This window comes from Rhizobium sp. R693 (assembly GCF_002211315.1).
Lineage (GTDB): Bacteria > Pseudomonadota > Alphaproteobacteria > Rhizobiales > Rhizobiaceae > Rhizobium.
On sequence record NZ_LOKY01000022.1, the window covers coordinates 13,320 to 28,474 of the forward strand.

The 15,155-nt window shown below is 60.2% G+C and carries 17 protein-coding genes; 8 read left to right on the forward strand and 9 right to left on the reverse strand.

All coding sequences use genetic code 11. The features are described from left to right. Positions 1-116: 116 nt before the first annotated feature. Entirely contained in the window at positions 117-869 is a 753-nt protein-coding gene (locus ATY79_RS17540) for a pyridoxine 5'-phosphate synthase (protein WP_088704522.1), read from the forward strand. A 56-nt stretch (positions 870-925) separates the two neighbouring features. On the opposite strand, the gene ATY79_RS17545 is transcribed toward ATY79_RS17540, so the two are convergent. Next, a complete protein-coding gene (locus tag ATY79_RS17545) occupies positions 926-1,813 on the reverse strand; it encodes an SDR family oxidoreductase (RefSeq protein WP_088692023.1) in 888 nt (295 codons plus the stop codon). 117 nt (positions 1,814-1,930) lie between these two features. Between ATY79_RS17545 and ATY79_RS17550 the strand changes: the two genes are divergently transcribed. Beyond that, entirely contained in the window at positions 1,931-2,347 is a 417-nt protein-coding gene (locus ATY79_RS17550; RefSeq protein WP_088692024.1) for a helix-turn-helix domain-containing protein, read from the forward strand. Here the strand turns inward: ATY79_RS17550 and ATY79_RS17555 are convergent. The 4 genes from ATY79_RS17555 to ATY79_RS17570 form a co-directional block, all read right to left on the reverse strand. Beyond that, positions 2,333-3,562, reverse strand: coding sequence for an MFS transporter (locus ATY79_RS17555; protein ID WP_088704523.1), 1,230 nt, complete (start codon positions 3,560-3,562; stop codon positions 2,333-2,335). The genes ATY79_RS17550 and ATY79_RS17555 overlap by 15 nt on opposite strands. A 69-nt stretch (positions 3,563-3,631) precedes the next feature. After that, on the reverse strand, positions 3,632-4,243 hold the full coding sequence (locus ATY79_RS17560; RefSeq protein ID WP_088692026.1) for a TetR/AcrR family transcriptional regulator: 612 nt from the start codon (positions 4,241-4,243) through the stop codon (positions 3,632-3,634). A 60-nt stretch (positions 4,244-4,303) separates the two neighbouring features. After that, complete coding sequence (locus ATY79_RS17565; protein WP_088704524.1) at positions 4,304-5,221, reverse strand: bifunctional helix-turn-helix transcriptional regulator/GNAT family N-acetyltransferase; 918 nt, start codon at positions 5,219-5,221, stop codon at positions 4,304-4,306. A 66-nt stretch (positions 5,222-5,287) separates the two neighbouring features. Then, complete coding sequence (locus ATY79_RS17570) at positions 5,288-6,007, reverse strand: aspartate/glutamate racemase family protein (RefSeq protein ID WP_088692028.1); 720 nt, start codon at positions 6,005-6,007, stop codon at positions 5,288-5,290. A gap of 160 nt (positions 6,008-6,167) precedes the next feature. Between ATY79_RS17570 and ATY79_RS17575 the strand changes: the two genes are divergently transcribed. Together ATY79_RS17575 and ATY79_RS17580 are read left to right on the forward strand one after the other, a co-directional pair. Further along, a complete protein-coding gene (locus tag ATY79_RS17575) occupies positions 6,168-6,632 on the forward strand; it encodes an Lrp/AsnC family transcriptional regulator (protein WP_088692029.1) in 465 nt (154 codons plus the stop codon). A 132-nt stretch (positions 6,633-6,764) separates the two neighbouring features. Continuing rightward, complete coding sequence (locus ATY79_RS17580) at positions 6,765-8,036, forward strand: NAD(P)/FAD-dependent oxidoreductase (RefSeq protein ID WP_088704527.1); 1,272 nt, start codon at positions 6,765-6,767, stop codon at positions 8,034-8,036. A gap of 51 nt (positions 8,037-8,087) precedes the next feature. On the opposite strand, the gene ATY79_RS17585 is transcribed toward ATY79_RS17580, so the two are convergent. Next, on the reverse strand, positions 8,088-9,134 hold the full coding sequence (locus ATY79_RS17585; protein ID WP_088692031.1) for an NAD(P)-dependent alcohol dehydrogenase: 1,047 nt from the start codon (positions 9,132-9,134) through the stop codon (positions 8,088-8,090). A gap of 189 nt (positions 9,135-9,323) precedes the next feature. On the opposite strand from ATY79_RS17585, the gene ATY79_RS17590 reads away from it, so the two are divergent. From ATY79_RS17590 to ilvC, 3 genes are all read left to right on the forward strand, one after another. Then, positions 9,324-10,229 (forward strand): AraC family transcriptional regulator, encoded by a 906-nt coding sequence (locus tag ATY79_RS17590; protein ID WP_088692032.1) that lies wholly within the window; start codon positions 9,324-9,326, stop codon positions 10,227-10,229. A gap of 148 nt (positions 10,230-10,377) precedes the next feature. Next, positions 10,378-11,043: a TetR/AcrR family transcriptional regulator gene (locus ATY79_RS17595; protein ID WP_189637111.1), complete on the forward strand. Its 666-nt coding sequence runs from the start codon at positions 10,378-10,380 to the stop codon at positions 11,041-11,043. 46 nt (positions 11,044-11,089) lie between these two features. Next, on the forward strand, positions 11,090-12,109 hold the full coding sequence (gene ilvC, locus ATY79_RS17600; protein ID WP_088692034.1) for a ketol-acid reductoisomerase: 1,020 nt from the start codon (positions 11,090-11,092) through the stop codon (positions 12,107-12,109). 48 nt (positions 12,110-12,157) lie between these two features. On the opposite strand, the gene ATY79_RS17605 is transcribed toward ilvC, so the two are convergent. Together ATY79_RS17605 and ATY79_RS17610 are read right to left on the reverse strand one after the other, a co-directional pair. After that, positions 12,158-12,745, reverse strand: a complete 588-nt coding sequence (locus ATY79_RS17605) for a class I SAM-dependent methyltransferase (protein WP_088692035.1) — start codon at positions 12,743-12,745, stop codon at positions 12,158-12,160. Positions 12,746-12,835: 90 nt separating this feature from the next. Beyond that, positions 12,836-13,093 carry a GlsB/YeaQ/YmgE family stress response membrane protein gene (locus tag ATY79_RS17610; RefSeq protein ID WP_088692036.1) on the reverse strand — a complete coding sequence of 86 codons (258 nt, stop codon included), beginning with the start codon at positions 13,091-13,093 and terminating at the stop codon, positions 12,836-12,838. A 152-nt stretch (positions 13,094-13,245) separates the two neighbouring features. Between ATY79_RS17610 and ATY79_RS17615 the strand changes: the two genes are divergently transcribed. Next, on the forward strand, positions 13,246-13,695 hold the full coding sequence (locus ATY79_RS17615; RefSeq protein ID WP_088692037.1) for a YidB family protein: 450 nt from the start codon (positions 13,246-13,248) through the stop codon (positions 13,693-13,695). Positions 13,696-13,937: 242 nt separating this feature from the next. On the opposite strand, the gene ATY79_RS17620 is transcribed toward ATY79_RS17615, so the two are convergent. Beyond that, a complete protein-coding gene (locus ATY79_RS17620; RefSeq protein ID WP_088692038.1) occupies positions 13,938-15,038 on the reverse strand; it encodes a branched-chain amino acid aminotransferase in 1,101 nt (366 codons plus the stop codon). Between the last annotated feature and the right edge of the window lie 117 nt (positions 15,039-15,155).

Here is a 15,155-nt window from a genome sequence, read left to right on the forward strand (position 1 = left end):
TGGGTGAACCAGGCGCTTCATCACAGATTCACATGCATTCATGTACGAATCTCGTTGGCCCGTAGCGACTCATTGGCTTAGAAACGATCATCTTTTTGCTTCAGTGGAATCCTGTCATGCCGACCACGCTTTCCGTCAATCTCAATGCCATCGCGATGCTGCGCAACCGCCGTGACCTTCCGTGGCCGAGTGTCGAGGGGCTAGGGTGGATCGCCCTGCAATCCGGAGCGAGCGGATTGACTGTTCATCCACGGCCCGACCAAAGGCACATCCGTTTCTCGGACCTGCCCGTCATCCGTAACCTGATCGACGACGAATTCCCGAACGCCGAATTCAATATAGAGGGCTACCCGACCGATGAGTTCCTGGACCTCTGCGCTGGCGTGGCACCCGAACAGGTCACGCTGGTTCCGGACGATCCCTCGCAGGCAACCTCCGATCATGGCTGGGACTTCCGCAAGCACCGCGACTTCCTGACAGACGTCACTGCGCGGCTGAAGAAGATGGGTACGCGCGTATCACTGTTCGCCGACGGCGACGGCGACGCCGAGGCTGTGGCGATCGCCAAGGCGGTCGGCGCTGACCGGATCGAGCTTTATACAGGACCCTATGGCGGCTGCTATGACGCGCCCGAACGGGCGGAGCCGATCCTGGAGGCGCTCGGCAAGACGGCGGATGCGGCGCTGGCGATCGGCTTGGGCGTCAATGCGGGACACGATCTGACAGTGGCTAATTTGCCGCCGCTCGTAAGGCGCATTCCGAAGCTCGCCGAGGTATCGATTGGACACGGATTGACGGCGGACGCGCTCGAATTCGGCATGGCGGAAACGGTGCGACGGTTCTGCCGGGCGTGCGGCCAAGATATTTAGACCGCCAGTAGCTGGAAGCCCGCTCCGGTGGTGCGAGGCGGGCTTCCTTGACCGACTCAGGCAATGAGAGCGGTCTTGTGTGCGACGAAGAAGTCCTTGAGCGTTTCGGGCTTCTTGCCGGTCAGCGTTTCGTAATCGGCTGTTACCAGATCAAAGTTGCCGGCGCGGATGTTAGCGTCGGCAGAAACCAGCATGTCTGCGACGAAGTCGGGTAGGCCGGCGCCGCGCATGCCCTGGCCGAGTTGTTCGTCCGTGACACTGACCGCCTTCAACGGCTTTCCAACCGCATCGGCCAGGACGGCGGCGATCTGGCCGGGGCTCAGGGATTCGGCTCCCGTCAGCGTATAGGTCGCGCTCTGTTTGGTGCCCGAGGCGAGGGACGCTGCGATCGCCCGCGCGCAGTCTTCGCGAGAGATGTTCGAAACCTTGCCGTCGCCGCTGCCCGTGTACCAGCTTCCGGACTGGAGATTGTGCGGCATGCCGTGGAGATAGTTGTCCATGTACCAGGCATTGCGAATGATGGTGTAAGGGATACCCGTCGCCTTGATGGCATTTTCGGTGCCGAGGTGGTCCGGTGCGAAAGTCACCAGCGATTTGTCTGGCGATGGCATCGACGTGTAGGCGATGTGCTTGACGCCCGCCTTGATGGCGGCATCCACCGCCGACTTGTGCTGCTTGAGCCTCTGACCGGGGACTGCAAGCGCGTCGGTGCTGATGATCAGCAACCGATCGACGCCCGTGAAGGCAGATTCTAGCGAGGCGGTGTCATCGAAATCCGCCTTGCGGGTGACGACACCCTTGGCGGCGAGGTCTGCGAGCTTGGCGGGATCGCGCGTCGCGGCGATGATCTTTGCAGCAGGAACCTTTTCGGTCTCGAGCAGGTGATGAATGACCCGCTGGCCGAGCTGGCCGGCGGCGCCGGTGATGAGAATGGTCTCGCTCATGTCTTTCCTTTAGGTTCGTTGAGGTCTCAAAAAGAGACTAACTATAGATTAGGAATTGACTGCGAGCTGTAAAGAAGGCAGTTTTTCCGCTCTACGTTACCAAAAAGGAACCAAGGGATGAAAGGCGCCGTCGTCAACCTGAAGAAGAAGACCTCCAGCGTTCGTCGTGACGTCGATCTCAGCAACCTTGATTTCAACAATTGCCCGGTGCGGGACATGATGCAGCAGATTGGTGGCAAGTGGTCGACGCTGATGCTCGAGGCTCTGTCTAATCGTCCGTATCGGTTCGGCGAACTGCGGCGGATGATCCCCGACATCTCGCAGCGCATGCTGACGCAGACGCTGCGGGATTTGCAACGCGACGGCTATATCGAGCGGGAGGTGTTTCCGACCAAGCCGCCGAGTGTCGAGTATCGCATGACCGATCTAGGCCACTCCCTCTACGGCACCCTGGCCTTGCTACTGAACTGGGCGGAAGAAAACCATGATTTGGTTCGCGCCGCCCGGCTCAGGTTCGATTCAGCCGGCGTCTGAGATTGGCTGCCGGCCGCGGGCTTCAGTCAAGAAAAGAAGGAACGCGAGGGCCGGGAAACAGAAGCCGATCCACGCAGTCATCGTCCAACCGCCGCTGGCGTATGCCCAGCCGCCCACCGCTGATCCGATCGCCCCGCCGGTAAAGAACGTCGCCATGTAGAGACCGTTCAGGCGGCCGCGATGTTCGGCGCTGATCGCGTAGATGGCGCGCTGACCGCAGACCAGATTGGTCGTCACGCCGAAATCAAGCAGGATCGCCGCTACCGTCAGCAATGAGAGGGCTGTCAGCGAGCCGTCCGTCGCGAATTGGCTGATCAGGAAGGCCGACATTCCAAGCAGCATCGCCAGGGTGGAGGCAGCTTTCGTCAACCCGCGGTCGGCGAGGCGTCCGGCGATTGGCGAGGCAATGGCACCTGCTGCGCCGGCCAGCGCGAACAGTGCGATGCCGTTCTGCGTCAACCCAAATTCAGGGCTCGCGAGCAGTAGGGGCGTTGTGGTCCAGAACAGGCTGAAGGCGCCGAACATGCCGGCCTGGTAAAGTGCACGTCGCTGGAGAACACGCGAATGAAGAGCAAGATCTGCCATCGAGGCGAGCAGTTTGCCGTAACTGAGCCTCGTGTGGGGAACCCGGACCGGCAGGTTGGCCCTCAGGATGACGACGAGCGCGATCATGAGAGCGGCAGTCAGGAAGTAGACCATATGCCAGGACGTTGCCTCGGCAACGAAACTGGCGAAGGGCCGCGCGAGCATGATGCCACAGAGCAGCCCGCTCATGACATTGCCGACGACACGGCCACGCGTTGCGTCCGGCGCCATGTGGGCAGCAAAGGGAACAAGGACCTGGACGGCAACCGAGGAAAGGCCGATGCATAGCGAGGCCAGAAGAAACATCGCGGGTGTCGACGAAAGGCCCGCGCCGACCAAAGCGACAGCTGAGATGGCAATGAGTGTCAGCACGAGTCGGCGATTTTCAAGCAGGTCGCCGAGCGGAACGATCAACAACAGGCCAAGCCCGTAGCCGATCTGCGTCAGGGTGACGATCAGGCCGGTTGCCGCCGGTGTGAAGCCAAGGGATGCGCTAATCGGGCCTGCAAGCGGCTGGCCGTAATAGAGATTGGCCGCGACGAGCCCGCAGGTGGCCGCGAAAAGAAATGTCATCAACGGCGAGAGCGTCTGTGGCGCGACGGTTTCCCGCGTGGTGGTCGAAAGACTCATAGTAGGCTCCGGTGGGACTATCGGATAATTGAAAGGTTGCGCGTTTAGGCAGGTCGATCTCAACCCGATTCACGTAATAAGCTTCATTGCAGTGTCGGCGACGGCGACCATGTCCTCCTTGCGTCGTCCCGTTTTGCCCACCACGCGCATTCCCTTGGTGACGCAAAGGAGCGTACGGGCGGTGGCCGCGACGTTAATCTCGGCTGCGATCGAGCCGTCGCTTTGGCCGAGGCGGAGGAGGTCGATGATCAGTTTTTCGTTGGCCATAAAGGCCGCCGCGACACGTTCGGCTGCCTCCTCGTCGAAGAGTGCAAGGTCGTTCGCGCTGCTAACGACAAGGCAGCCGCAACGGCCGGAGGCGCCATGTGACGAGAGCGCATAGTGGGCCAGGACCTCACGGATTTTCTCACGGCCGGTTCCAACCTTCGCCATGCGTGCGTCCAGCAGGCCGCGACGCACGGTGCGATATCTGTCGAAGGCTGCGAGGAATATGCCGCGCTTGTCTTTGAAAGCCTTGTAGACGCTGCCCGAGGCAAGGCCCATGGCCTCGGTGAGTTCGCTGATTGACGCGGCATGATAGCCACGCTCGGAAAACACCTGCAGCGCCTTGTCGAGCGCTACGTCGCGATCGAATTCGCGCGGTCTGCCGCGTGTCCGGGTTGAAAGGGTCGCCGTGGTCATAGCGACCTAATTAGGAAATGATCGTTTCCAAATCAAGCGAAACTTTTTCGATGCCGCAGATCAGAGATCAAGAACCCAGGTCTGCCCGTTTTCCTCCGGCCCGAACATCCGGTGTCGCTCCTCGGAGACAAGGCGGAAGCCGGCCTTCAAGTAAATGCCGCGCGCCGCGTGCAGGACATCGTTCGTCCAGAGCGTTATCTGTCGATATTTCTTTGCCCTGGCAAAGCGGATGCATTCGTCGACCAGCATTTTTCCGAGGCCAAGACCGCGCGCCGCTTTGTCGACATAGAGCAGGCGGAGCTTCGCAACACCGTCTCCACCGTTCGTGACAAGGATCGAGCCGACGTTGATGCCGCCACGCTCGGCGATCCAGCAATACTCCATCGATGGATCGAAGTTCGCCAGGAACTTGCCCGCTACCTCAGCAACAAGGCCCTCGAAGCGCATATCCCAGCCGTATTCTTCGGTATAGGCCTTGCCCTGACTCTGGACGATCCAGCCGATATCGCCGGGGCGATAGGCCCGAATGATCAGCGGAGGCGGCGCGGCCTCGGGATCCAGAAGCGCCCGAATGGCAGCCATTGCCGACACCACGCTTTGGGGCTCGCCGTCAATGAGGTTTGAGAAGCGTTCCGCTATCTGAGCGTTGGAGCGCCGGCCAAGTTCCTCGAATTGGCTGTGTCCCTTGGTGGTGACTGTGATGATTTGACTGCGCAGATCGCCGGGATCGGCCTTCGTCTCGATCAGGTCGTCTGCGCGGAAACGCTTCAGGATTCTGCTGAGATAGGCAGGGTCGAGTTGCAGATCGCGCGCAAGTGCGCCGGCGCTGACGCCCTTGCGGGAGCCGATCTCGAAGAGGACGCGCGCGTCGGTCAGCGTGAACTCGGTATCGAGATAGGCGCGGTTAAGGACCCCAAGGAAGTTCGTGTAGAAGCGATTGAACTCGCGCGCGGTGTCAATCAAGCCAGAGTCGGGCATGGACAAAATCTCCTGATAGAAGATTTTGTCCCGCTTTTATTGGACTGAGTCAACTACTTTAATCGCTCAGGCGGCGACGACCTCCTGGACCGCCTCATCACTAAGTGCGAACTCGACAGCGGCTCTCGCGTGGATCTCCGTCGTGTCGAAACCGGGTAGGGGCAGATGCTTCGGGTCGAGGATCAGGCAGATTTCCGTGCAGCCGAGAATGATGCTGTCGGCGCCCTTGGCGCGCTCGCGTTCGATAATCTGCATAAGCTTGTCACGCGAGCTGTTGAGCACTTTGCCGGCGCAGAGCTCGTTGAAGATGATGTCGTGTACGACAGTTCGGTCGCCGGCTTCAGGAACAACGATGTCGATGCCGAAGCTCTTCATACGGCTAGCATAGAAGCCGTGCTCCATCGTGTATCGCGTGGCAAGCAACAGCGGTCGTTTGCGACCGGAGGCCTTCAGCGATTTCGCGGTCTCGTCGATAATGTGGACCAGCGGCACGGAGATACGCGCGGCCACCTGGTCGGCAATGAGATGCATCGTGTTGGTGCAGATGAGTACGCAGCGCGCGCCAGCGATCTGCAGACGCAGACCTACATCGCCGAGCCGGTTTGCGGCGGCGCCCCAGTCGCCCGCCTTTTGCATAGCGACGATCTCCTCGAAATTGACCGAGTGCATCAGCAGGTCCGCCGAAGTGAGTCCGCCGAGGCGCTCGCGCACCATCTCATTGATCAAGCGATAATAGACCGCCGAGCTTTCGAAGCTCATCCCGCCAATCAATCCGATTGTCTGCATTATTGTCATGCTCCCGTCTGGAATTTCCTATTGGCGAAATCATGCATTGATCATCGCGCAAATGGTTTGCATTGTTTGTATGAAACTCTCTGATTGCGCTGTAGTTTTGCGCAAATATCCGATACTGTGCAAAATTGTATCTCGAGATCTATGGGGGCCGATGCTGGACGATCGCGATCGACGAATCCTGGAATTGTTGCAAGCCGATGCGGGCATTTCGGTGACGGAGCTTTCCGAAAAGGTCGCGCTATCGGTCTCTGCGTGTTCTCGCCGCATCCAGCGGCTGGAGGAAACCGGCCATATCGCACGGCGGATCGTGGTGCTTGATCGAGAGAAGATGGGAGTGCCGACGACGGTATTTGCGTTGATCAAGACCGCGCACCACACCGACGAATGGATTGACGCGTTTCGCCGGGTGATCGGCAGCATTCCGGAGATCGTGGAAGCGCACCGGCTTACCGGGAACCACGACTACATTCTGAAGATCGTACTCCCGCGCGTCGAGCACTATGATGTGATCTACAAGCAGATTGTCCGCAAGATCGAACTTTTCGACGTGTCCGCGTCGATATCGATGGAATTGTTGAAAAGCGGAACATCGATACCCGTTGCCTATGCACATTGAGTGACCTCAACGTCGAATTGGACGCGCACGACAACCGCCGGAAGCAGGCGAGCTATGCTGAAACAGCGGTTGAAAGCTGCCTGCAATCAACGACATTCGCTACAGCGAAATGGCACGGAAAGGCAGGTCGTCATGAGCGAACACCATGTTGTCGTTGCAGGCGGCGGCTTCGGCGGATTGCAGTTGGTCGACAGTCTGAAGGGAGCTGGCGTACGCATCACCCTGGTCGATCGGCGCAATCATCATTTCTTCCAACCGCTGCTGTATCAGGTAGCGACGACAATTCTTTCCACCTCCGAAATCGCCTGGCCCATCCGACACCTCTATAGCGACCGCCCGGATGTGACGACGCTGCTAGGCGAGGTGGTTGGTATCGATACCGCCATGAAGGAAGTCTCTTTACGCAGCGGAATGACGTTGCGTTATGACACGCTCGTGCTCGCCACGGGGGCAACCCACGCCTATTTCGGGCGAGATGAGTGGGAACCGGTCGCGCCCGGGTTGAAGACACTGGAGGATGCGACGACAATCCGCCGGCGTGTGTTGCTGGCTTTCGAGCGGGCCGAGACGGAAACCGATGCCGCTGTCCGCGACGCTCTCCTGACGTTCACAATCGTTGGGGCCGGTCCGACCGGTGTCGAACTTGCCGGGATTATTGCCGAACTTGCGCGCAAGACGCTGCCGCGCGAATTCCGCAATATCGATACGCGCAAGACACGTGTGGTGCTCGTCGAGGCGGGGCCGTGCGTGCTTCCGACCTTTGCCGAGGAGCTTTCCGCCTATGCCAGCAAGGCACTTCAGGAGCTCGGCGTCGATCTGCACATCGGCGAGCGCGTCGTGGAGTGCACGACAGAAGGCGTCGAGACGAGCGAGGGGTTTATCCCGAGCCGTACGATTGTCTGGGCTGCCGGTGTTCAGGCGTCGCCCGCCGCCAAGTGGCTCGATGTTGCGGCTGATAGGGCCGGGCGCGTTGTCGTCGAGAAAGATTTGACGGCTCCGGGGTATCCGGATGTTTTTGTCATCGGGGATACGGCTGCCGTTACGCAGGACGGAGGGGCACCAGTACCGGGGATCGCGCCCGCTGCCAAACAACAGGGCGCCTATGCTGCGAAGGTGATCCGGGCACGCCTTGCGGGGAAACCAGCGCCACCACCGTTCCGCTATCGCCATCAGGGCAGCCTTGCGACGATCGGGCAAAGTGCAGCCATTATCGATTTTGGCCGTATCAAGCTGAAAGGCTGGATCGCCTGGTGGATATGGGGCATTGCCCACATCTACTTCCTGATCGGGACACGGTCGCGTTTTGCGGTGGCCTGGAGTTGGCTTTGGATTTACCTCAGCGGCCAACATAGCGCGCGGCTGATCACCCAGAAGGAAACAATGCGAGACGACAATCGCGCGTAATAAAAAGGGCGGCCCGAAGGCGCAGCGGCTCGAAGCCGCCCTTTGCGTTGGTTACGCCGCCAGCGAGGCGATATCGATGACGAAGCGGTAGCGCACGTCGCTCTTCAGAACGCGTTCGTAGGCCTCGTTGACCTGCTGGATGTTGATCTTCTCGATCTCCGAGACGATGTTGTGTTCGCCGCAGAAGTCGAGCATTTCCTGAGTTTCCTTGATCGAGCCGATCATCGAGCCGGAAATGCTCTTGCGGCCCGGGATCAGCGCGAAGGCAGCGACCGGGATGGGGTTTTCCGGAGCGCCAACCACGACGAAGGCGCCGTCGACCTTGACCAGGCCGAGATAGGCATTCCAGTCGATTTCAGCGCTGACCGTGCAGATCACCAGGTCGAAAGCGCCGGCAAGCCTCTTGAAGGTTTCCTCGTCGCTGGTTGCGTAATATTCCTTGGCGCCGAGCTTCAGGCCGTCTTCCTTCTTGGAAAGGCTCTGGGAGAGGACGGTAATGTCAGCACCCATGGCAGCGCCGAGCTTGACGCCCATGTGGCCGAGACCGCCCATGCCAACGATCGCGACCTTCTTGCCGGGGCCGGCATTCCAGTGGCGAAGCGGCGAGTAGAGCGTGATGCCGGCGCAGAGCAGCGGAGCCGAAGCGTCGAGTGGAAGGTTGTCCGGAATGGACATGACGTAGCCTTCCTTGACGACGATCGAGTCGGAATAGCCGCCTTGGGTCGCCGTCTTGCCGTCGGCTTCCACGCTATTGTAGGTGCCGACGAGACCGGGCATGTACTGTTCGCGGTCAACGTCGCGGGTCGCGCAGCCGACGCAGCTGTCAACGAAGCAGCCGACGCCAACGCGGTCGCCGACTTTGAACTTGGTCACAGCCGAGCCGACAGCCGAGACGATACCGGAGATTTCATGGCCCGGTACGATCGGGTAAACGGCATTCTTCCACTCGTTGCGGACGGTGTGGATGTCCGAATGGCAGATGCCGGCGAACTTGATGTCGATCACGACATCATCAGGATTGGGATCGCGACGCTCGAAGGTGAAGGGCGTGAGCGGCTTAGATGCATCAGTGGCGGCATAGCCTTTTGCAATAGGCATCCGGGACTTCCTTTCGGGTTGCTGGGCGGATGGCCGAAAATGCATCGGAACGTCTTCGGTGCGGTAGAGCGATCCTCCGAGCTTTTTGCACGATCCTGCAAAATTGAGGGGAAGGGCTATTCTCGGGGGCTCGAACCTATCCTAGATAGTCCACATCCCGCCGGCGCCGCAGATGAAGGTTTCTTTCGCATGACCCTGCCGTTCAATCCCTATCAGGAGATCGCTTCGATCGCCGCTCGATATGCCGGCGCCGAGGGCGAATTCCGCACTGCTATCGAGAGTTTGGGGATCAGCCGCCGACATACGCCGAGCGCGCCTTGCCATGGCAGCTATCGACCTTGCATCGCCATTGTCATCCAGGGCGCCAAGAGCCTTCGTCTCGGCACCGATGTCATCAACTACGGCGCCGGCGACTACCTTCTGACGTCGCTCGATCTGCCTGTCATCTGGCGGGTGGTCGAGGCGAGCGCGGAGGTTCCGCATATCTGTCTGACGCTTGCGATCAACAGCGAAAAGGTCCTTGAATTGCTGAGCCGGGCCGATATGCCGCGGCCGGTTATGCCGGGGAGAGGCCGTGGGATTGCAGTTAATGTCGCGACACCGGAGCTTCTGGACGCGACCGTGCGGCTCTTGCGCTTGCTCGATAGTCCGAAGGATATCGCTGCGATGGCGCCGCTGATCGAACAGGAAATCCTCTACCGCGTGCTTACAGGCCCCGATGGCGGCCGGCTTATCAACATCGCGGTCGCCGATAGTCATGGCAACCGCATCGCACGGGCCATTGCCTGGCTGCGGCAGAACTTCGCGCGCCCGCTGCGCATCGAGGACCTCGCCGAGCAGGTCAATATGAGCGTGTCGTCCTTCCATCATCATTTCAAATCCATCACGGCGATGACGCCGGTGCAGTTCCAGAAGCAGCTGCGGCTGCATGAGGCACGTCGTCTGATGCTAGTCGAGCGGCTGGATGCCGGCACGGCCGGGCATCGGGTCGGCTATCAAAGTCCTTCGCAGTTCAGTCGCGAATACAGCCGGGTCTACGGTCTGTCGCCCGTGCGAGACGTCGAGGCGGCACGCGAACCGCTTGATGGTGCGTGAGGCGCCTGTCGGCGTTGTTGGATTTGGTCGGGGCAGGAGTTGTATTGAGATTCGGCGCTGCCCTGCAGCATGAAATTTTCCCTTTGTGCCGCTTGACGCGCATAGTGGTTTGCACCATAAAGCTTGCGAACCGTACCGTACGGTACTTATCGGGAGTGAGGCCGTGTCCGTCGATAATTTGGAGCCCAGCGAGTTTTCGCCGCGCCAAAATGCCGTTCTAGAGCAAGCGTTGCAGCTGCTTGTCGATGGCGGCGAGAAGGCGCTGACGACATCGGGCGTTGCCCGTGCGGCGAACTGCTCCAAGGAAAGCCTCTACAAGTGGTTCGGTGACCGCGACGGGCTGCTATCTGCCATGATCGCCTACCAGGCGAGTAAGGTACGCACCTTCGAGCGAAATGGCGAGCGGCTGACCTCGGCGAGCCTCCACGACCACCTCGTCATCTTCTCGAAGGATCTGCTGGAAGTTCTCGCCGGCGACGTCTCACTGGCGCTCAACCGTCTTGCCATCGGTCAGTCGCATCGCGACGGCTCCAAGCTCGGCAAACTGCTTCTGGAGCGGGGTCGCCGCCAGATCGATCGCCGCGCCATGGGGCTGATCGATTCCGGCAAGCGCGCCGGGTTGCTTCGTTTCCATGATGCCGACGAGGCATATCACACGCTTTACGGCCTGATCGTTTCCGATCTGCATGTTCGCATGCTGCTCGGCGAGCCGGGCCTCAAGGATACCGCGCGTCAGGCGGAGAGGGCCGTTTCCGCCTTCCTGCGCCTGTATGGCACGGAAAAGGTTTTGGTGGAGATGCCGCTGGTCGGCTAATCCCACTTACAACAGTCACAGGACAAGCAAAGGGAAGGACATTCAAATGCGCGTCTATTACGATCGTGATGCAGATCTCAACCTCATCAAGTCGAAGAACGTCGTCATCGTCGGCTACGGTTCCCAGGGTCGCGCACACGCCCTGAACCTCAAGGACAGCGGCCATGCCAACGTGGCGATCGCTCTCAAGGCCGGTTCGGCAACCATCAAGAAGGCGGAAGCCGACGGCTTCAAGGTCATGACCGTTGCCGACGCCGCCAAGTGGGGCGACCTCATCATGATGGCGACGCCTGACGAGCTGCAGGCCGACATCTACAAGGCTGATATCGCCGGCAACATCCGTGACGGCGCTGCAATCGCCTTCGCACACGGCCTCAACGTTCACTTTGGCCTGATCGAGCCGAAGGCTTCGCTCGACGTCGTCATGATCGCGCCGAAGGGCCCGGGCCACACGGTTCGCGGCGAATACCAGAAGGGCGGCGGCGTTCCTTGCCTCGTTGCCGTTCACCAGAACGCTTCGGGCAACGCTCTCGAACTCGCTCTCTCCTACGCTTGCGGCGTCGGCGGCGGCCGTTCGGGCATCATCGAAACCAACTTCCGCGAAGAGTGCGAAACCGACCTCTTCGGCGAACAGGTCGTTCTCTGCGGCGGTCTCGTCGAGCTAATCCGCGCCGGCTTCGAAACGCTGGTTGAGGCTGGCTACGCGCCTGAAATGGCCTACTTCGAGTGCCTGCACGAAGTGAAGCTCATCGTCGACCTGATCTATGAAGGCGGTATCGCCAACATGAACTACTCGATCTCGAACACGGCAGAGTGGGGCGAATACGTCACCGGTCCGCGCATCATCACCGCTGAAACCAAGGCTGAAATGAAGCGCGTCCTGCACGACATCCAGACCGGCAAGTTCACGTCCGACTGGATGCAGGAATACAAGGCAGGTGGTTCGCGCTTCAAGGGGATCCGCCGCATGAACGACAGCCACCAGATCGAAGAAGTCGGTGCCAAGCTGCGCGGCATGATGCCCTGGATTGGCAAGAACAAGCTGGTCGACAAGTCCGTCAACTAAGCGGTTTCAAACTGCTGGCTCACGAGGCCGGGGCGAAAGCTCCGGCCTTTATTTTTGCGTCCGTACCGCGAGCCACCGGGTCGGCTTTCCGTCGTAGCCCGTGCCATCACCCTCGCTGATGACGATGTTGTGCCAGCCGCCGTTGCTCAGCATTTCCGAGAGCAGTTCCGCCGAAGGGTAGTTGTAGTAGCGTCCAAAGCCGTCATGCCCTTCGGCCTCGCCCGCCTTGAAGGTGGCGTGAAAGGTGCCGCCGGGCCTCAGCGCGGTGCGGATACGTTCCAGCACATCAGGGAGGGCTGCTCGCGGGACGTGCAAGAGGCTCGCCTCGGCCCATACTCCGTCGAAGGCTTCTTCCTCATCCAAATCCTCGAAGTGCAGAACGGCGACAGGACGCTTCAGAAGGGTTTCCGCCTGCTGCGCGATCGCCGGCGATCCATCTGATGGCGTCACGTCGAAGCCCTTCGATAGCATGTAGGCGCTGTCCTGGCCGCCGCCGCAGCCCAGATCGAGAATGGCTGCACCTGGCGGCAGCAGCGACAAAAAGGCGTCCAGCCGTCGAACCGGCAGCGTGCGTTGCCGCGCGGCATAGGTGGCCGCGTTGTCGTGGTAGAATGAAGATGTACTCTCGTTTGCCATGATCGTTCGCCCGATGACCCAAGGCCGGAGTTACACGCACAAAGTCGCCGCCTTTGAGGCGGCGCTCATCCCGTCGACATAAAAACAGAGCTAGATGGAACGGCGCCCGCTGACGGCGTGGTACAGCCAGAGAACGACGACGGCACCGATGACGGCGACAACGAGGCTGTAGATATTGAAGCCCGTTATGCCGGATGCGCCGAAGAAGCTGAAGATGACGCCGCCGACGATCGCTCCGACGATCCCGAGGACGATGTCCATCAACATGCCCGCGCCCGACTTGTTGACGATCTTGCTGCCGATGAACCCGGCGATCAGTCCAAGGATAATCCAACCGATTACTGACATCTGCCATTCCCCTCCTTGATTGGTTGAATATTCAGACCATCTTCCCGTTTAAGCTAAAGAGCTCGTCGGGGAATTCAAGGTTCGCGAGAACCTTATGCTTTCATTCTACAGTTGTTGTTCATGGAAATGAAGAAATCGAAAAGGAGGATGGCATGGGTATCTTCGACGACGCTGTTCCAGGCGGAAATATATCGAAGCCGATCATGATCGCACTTGGCGCGTTGCTGGTGGGGAAGCTCCTCGGCGGCGGAGGAAGCCAGACGGATCCAGCCGCTCAGCAGGCCAACCCGCAGACCGGTGACGGCGGGCTTCTCGGTGGGCTCGGGGGTCTCGGCGGCCTTCTCGGCAAGCTGACGGAAGCCGGGCAGGGCGATACGGTCGACTCCTGGGTCCAGCCTGGGCAGAACAGGCCGATCGCACCTGGCAGTCTCAATGATGCGCTGGGCTCCAAGACGATCAGCGATCTCGCACGTCAGGCGGGAATCAGTGAGCAGGAGCTACTGAACCAATTGTCGACCGTTCTGCCTGGAGTGGTCGACAAGCTGACGCCGCGCGGCCAGCTGCCGACGCAAGAGCAGATCGCGGCCCTGTTCCATTCCTGAGCTCGGCACGTTCGAGCTGCGGTCTCGGAAAAGATCTTCCCCGTTTCCCGTCGGGAAGCGGGGGTGAAGGAGTGTTTTCCCCATACCACCCCGAAACTCCTTGATTTTGCCAACGGCTGAAGCATAGCGCCTATCGGCGCAAGCCATGACCTTTGCTCCCGTCCTGCCAAAAAAACCGGGCGCCGCCCGGTTTCTAAATCTCTGAATTTACTGGTGGTCGGCTGCTCGCCGCCCCGTTGACCTCAGGCCAGGATGCGACGTGTCCAGCCGCGCTCATCGTTCGTTACGCCCTTCTGCAGGCCAACGAGCTCCTGACGCAGCTCGCTAGTCAGCTTGCCGGTCTGTCCGTCTCCGATCAGGAATTCGCCGCCCGCGTGCCGCACCAGGCCGATGCCCGCGAGTACTGCTGCGGTTCCGCAAGCGAAGGCTTCCACGAGCTTGCCACTGGCCGCATCGTTCTGCCATTCCGCGAACGAGTAGGGACGCTGCTCGACGCGCAAGCCCCTTTCTTCGGCGAGAACGATCACCGAGGCGCGCGTGATGCCCGGCAGGATCGTGCCGCCGAGAGGCGGGGTTACGACAGATCCGTCGTTCATGACGAAGAATACGTTCATCCCGCCGAGTTCTTCGACCCAGCGATGTTCCGCTGCATCAAGGAACACAACCTGGTCGCAGTCCTTCTTCGCCGCTTCGGCCTGTGCCACGAGGCTGGCGGCGTAGTTTCCGCCACATTTGGCGGCACCGGTGCCGCCGGCCGCTGCACGGGTATATTCAGTCTCGACCCACAGGGAGACCGCCTTCGCTCCACCTTTGAAGTAAGCGCCCACAGGGGAGGCAATGATACAGAAGATATACTCCTGGGCGGGGCGGACGCCGAGGAATGCCTCGTTGGCGAACATGAATGGGCGCAGGTAGAGGCTGCCGTCGCCTGATGGAATCCATTCCTTGTCGACACGGACAAGTTCTTCGACCGCCTTGAGGAAAAGCTCTGTCGGAACGGCGGGCATCGCCATCCTGGCCGCCGACTGCGCAAAACGGCGGGCGTTCTCTTCAGGCCGGAAGAGCAGAATGCGACCATCGTCCGCCCTGTAGGCTTTCATGCCCTCAAAGATTTCCTGAGCATAGTGCAGCACCGCGCTGGCAGGATCGAGTTCCAAAGGCCGTCTGGGCGTAACCTTCGCATCGTGCCAGCCGTGCTCGGGAGTCCACCGTGCCAGAACCATGTGATCCGTGAAGACCTTTCCAAAGCCGGGCGACTCCAGGGCCTGAGTTCGATCGGCCTCCGAGACCGGCGACGTGTGGAATTCGATCTTGATTTCAGGAGTGTTCAACGACGCGGGCATTACTGGCACCTTCATAGCATGTTGGATAGTGGCGGCGACACTACCGCCACAGAGTGGGTCTTGAAAAGATCGATTTCGGCCGGTTCTTCCTGAAATTCTCACGGTAGCAAACAAATA

Coding starts and splice junctions, on each gene's coding strand:
- ATY79_RS17540 (WP_088704522.1), top strand. CDS start 117: ATGCCGACCACGCTTTCCGTCAATCTCAATGCCATCGCGATGCTGCGC.
- ATY79_RS17545 (WP_088692023.1), bottom strand. CDS start 1,813: ATGAGCGAGACCATTCTCATCACCGGCGCCGCCGGCCAGCTCGGCCAG.
- ATY79_RS17550 (WP_088692024.1), top strand. CDS start 1,931: ATGAAAGGCGCCGTCGTCAACCTGAAGAAGAAGACCTCCAGCGTTCGT.
- ATY79_RS17555 (WP_088704523.1), bottom strand. CDS start 3,562: ATGAGTCTTTCGACCACCACGCGGGAAACCGTCGCGCCACAGACGCTC.
- ATY79_RS17560 (WP_088692026.1), bottom strand. CDS start 4,243: ATGACCACGGCGACCCTTTCAACCCGGACACGCGGCAGACCGCGCGAA.
- ATY79_RS17565 (WP_088704524.1), bottom strand. CDS start 5,221: ATGCCCGACTCTGGCTTGATTGACACCGCGCGCGAGTTCAATCGCTTC.
- ATY79_RS17570 (WP_088692028.1), bottom strand. CDS start 6,007: ATGCAGACAATCGGATTGATTGGCGGGATGAGCTTCGAAAGCTCGGCG.
- ATY79_RS17575 (WP_088692029.1), top strand. CDS start 6,168: ATGCTGGACGATCGCGATCGACGAATCCTGGAATTGTTGCAAGCCGAT.
- ATY79_RS17580 (WP_088704527.1), top strand. CDS start 6,765: ATGAGCGAACACCATGTTGTCGTTGCAGGCGGCGGCTTCGGCGGATTG.
- ATY79_RS17585 (WP_088692031.1), bottom strand. CDS start 9,134: ATGCCTATTGCAAAAGGCTATGCCGCCACTGATGCATCTAAGCCGCTC.
- ATY79_RS17590 (WP_088692032.1), top strand. CDS start 9,324: ATGACCCTGCCGTTCAATCCCTATCAGGAGATCGCTTCGATCGCCGCT.
- ilvC (WP_088692034.1), top strand. CDS start 11,090: ATGCGCGTCTATTACGATCGTGATGCAGATCTCAACCTCATCAAGTCG.
- ATY79_RS17605 (WP_088692035.1), bottom strand. CDS start 12,745: ATGGCAAACGAGAGTACATCTTCATTCTACCACGACAACGCGGCCACC.
- ATY79_RS17610 (WP_088692036.1), bottom strand. CDS start 13,093: ATGTCAGTAATCGGTTGGATTATCCTTGGACTGATCGCCGGGTTCATC.
- ATY79_RS17615 (WP_088692037.1), top strand. CDS start 13,246: ATGGGTATCTTCGACGACGCTGTTCCAGGCGGAAATATATCGAAGCCG.
- ATY79_RS17620 (WP_088692038.1), bottom strand. CDS start 15,038: ATGCCCGCGTCGTTGAACACTCCTGAAATCAAGATCGAATTCCACACG.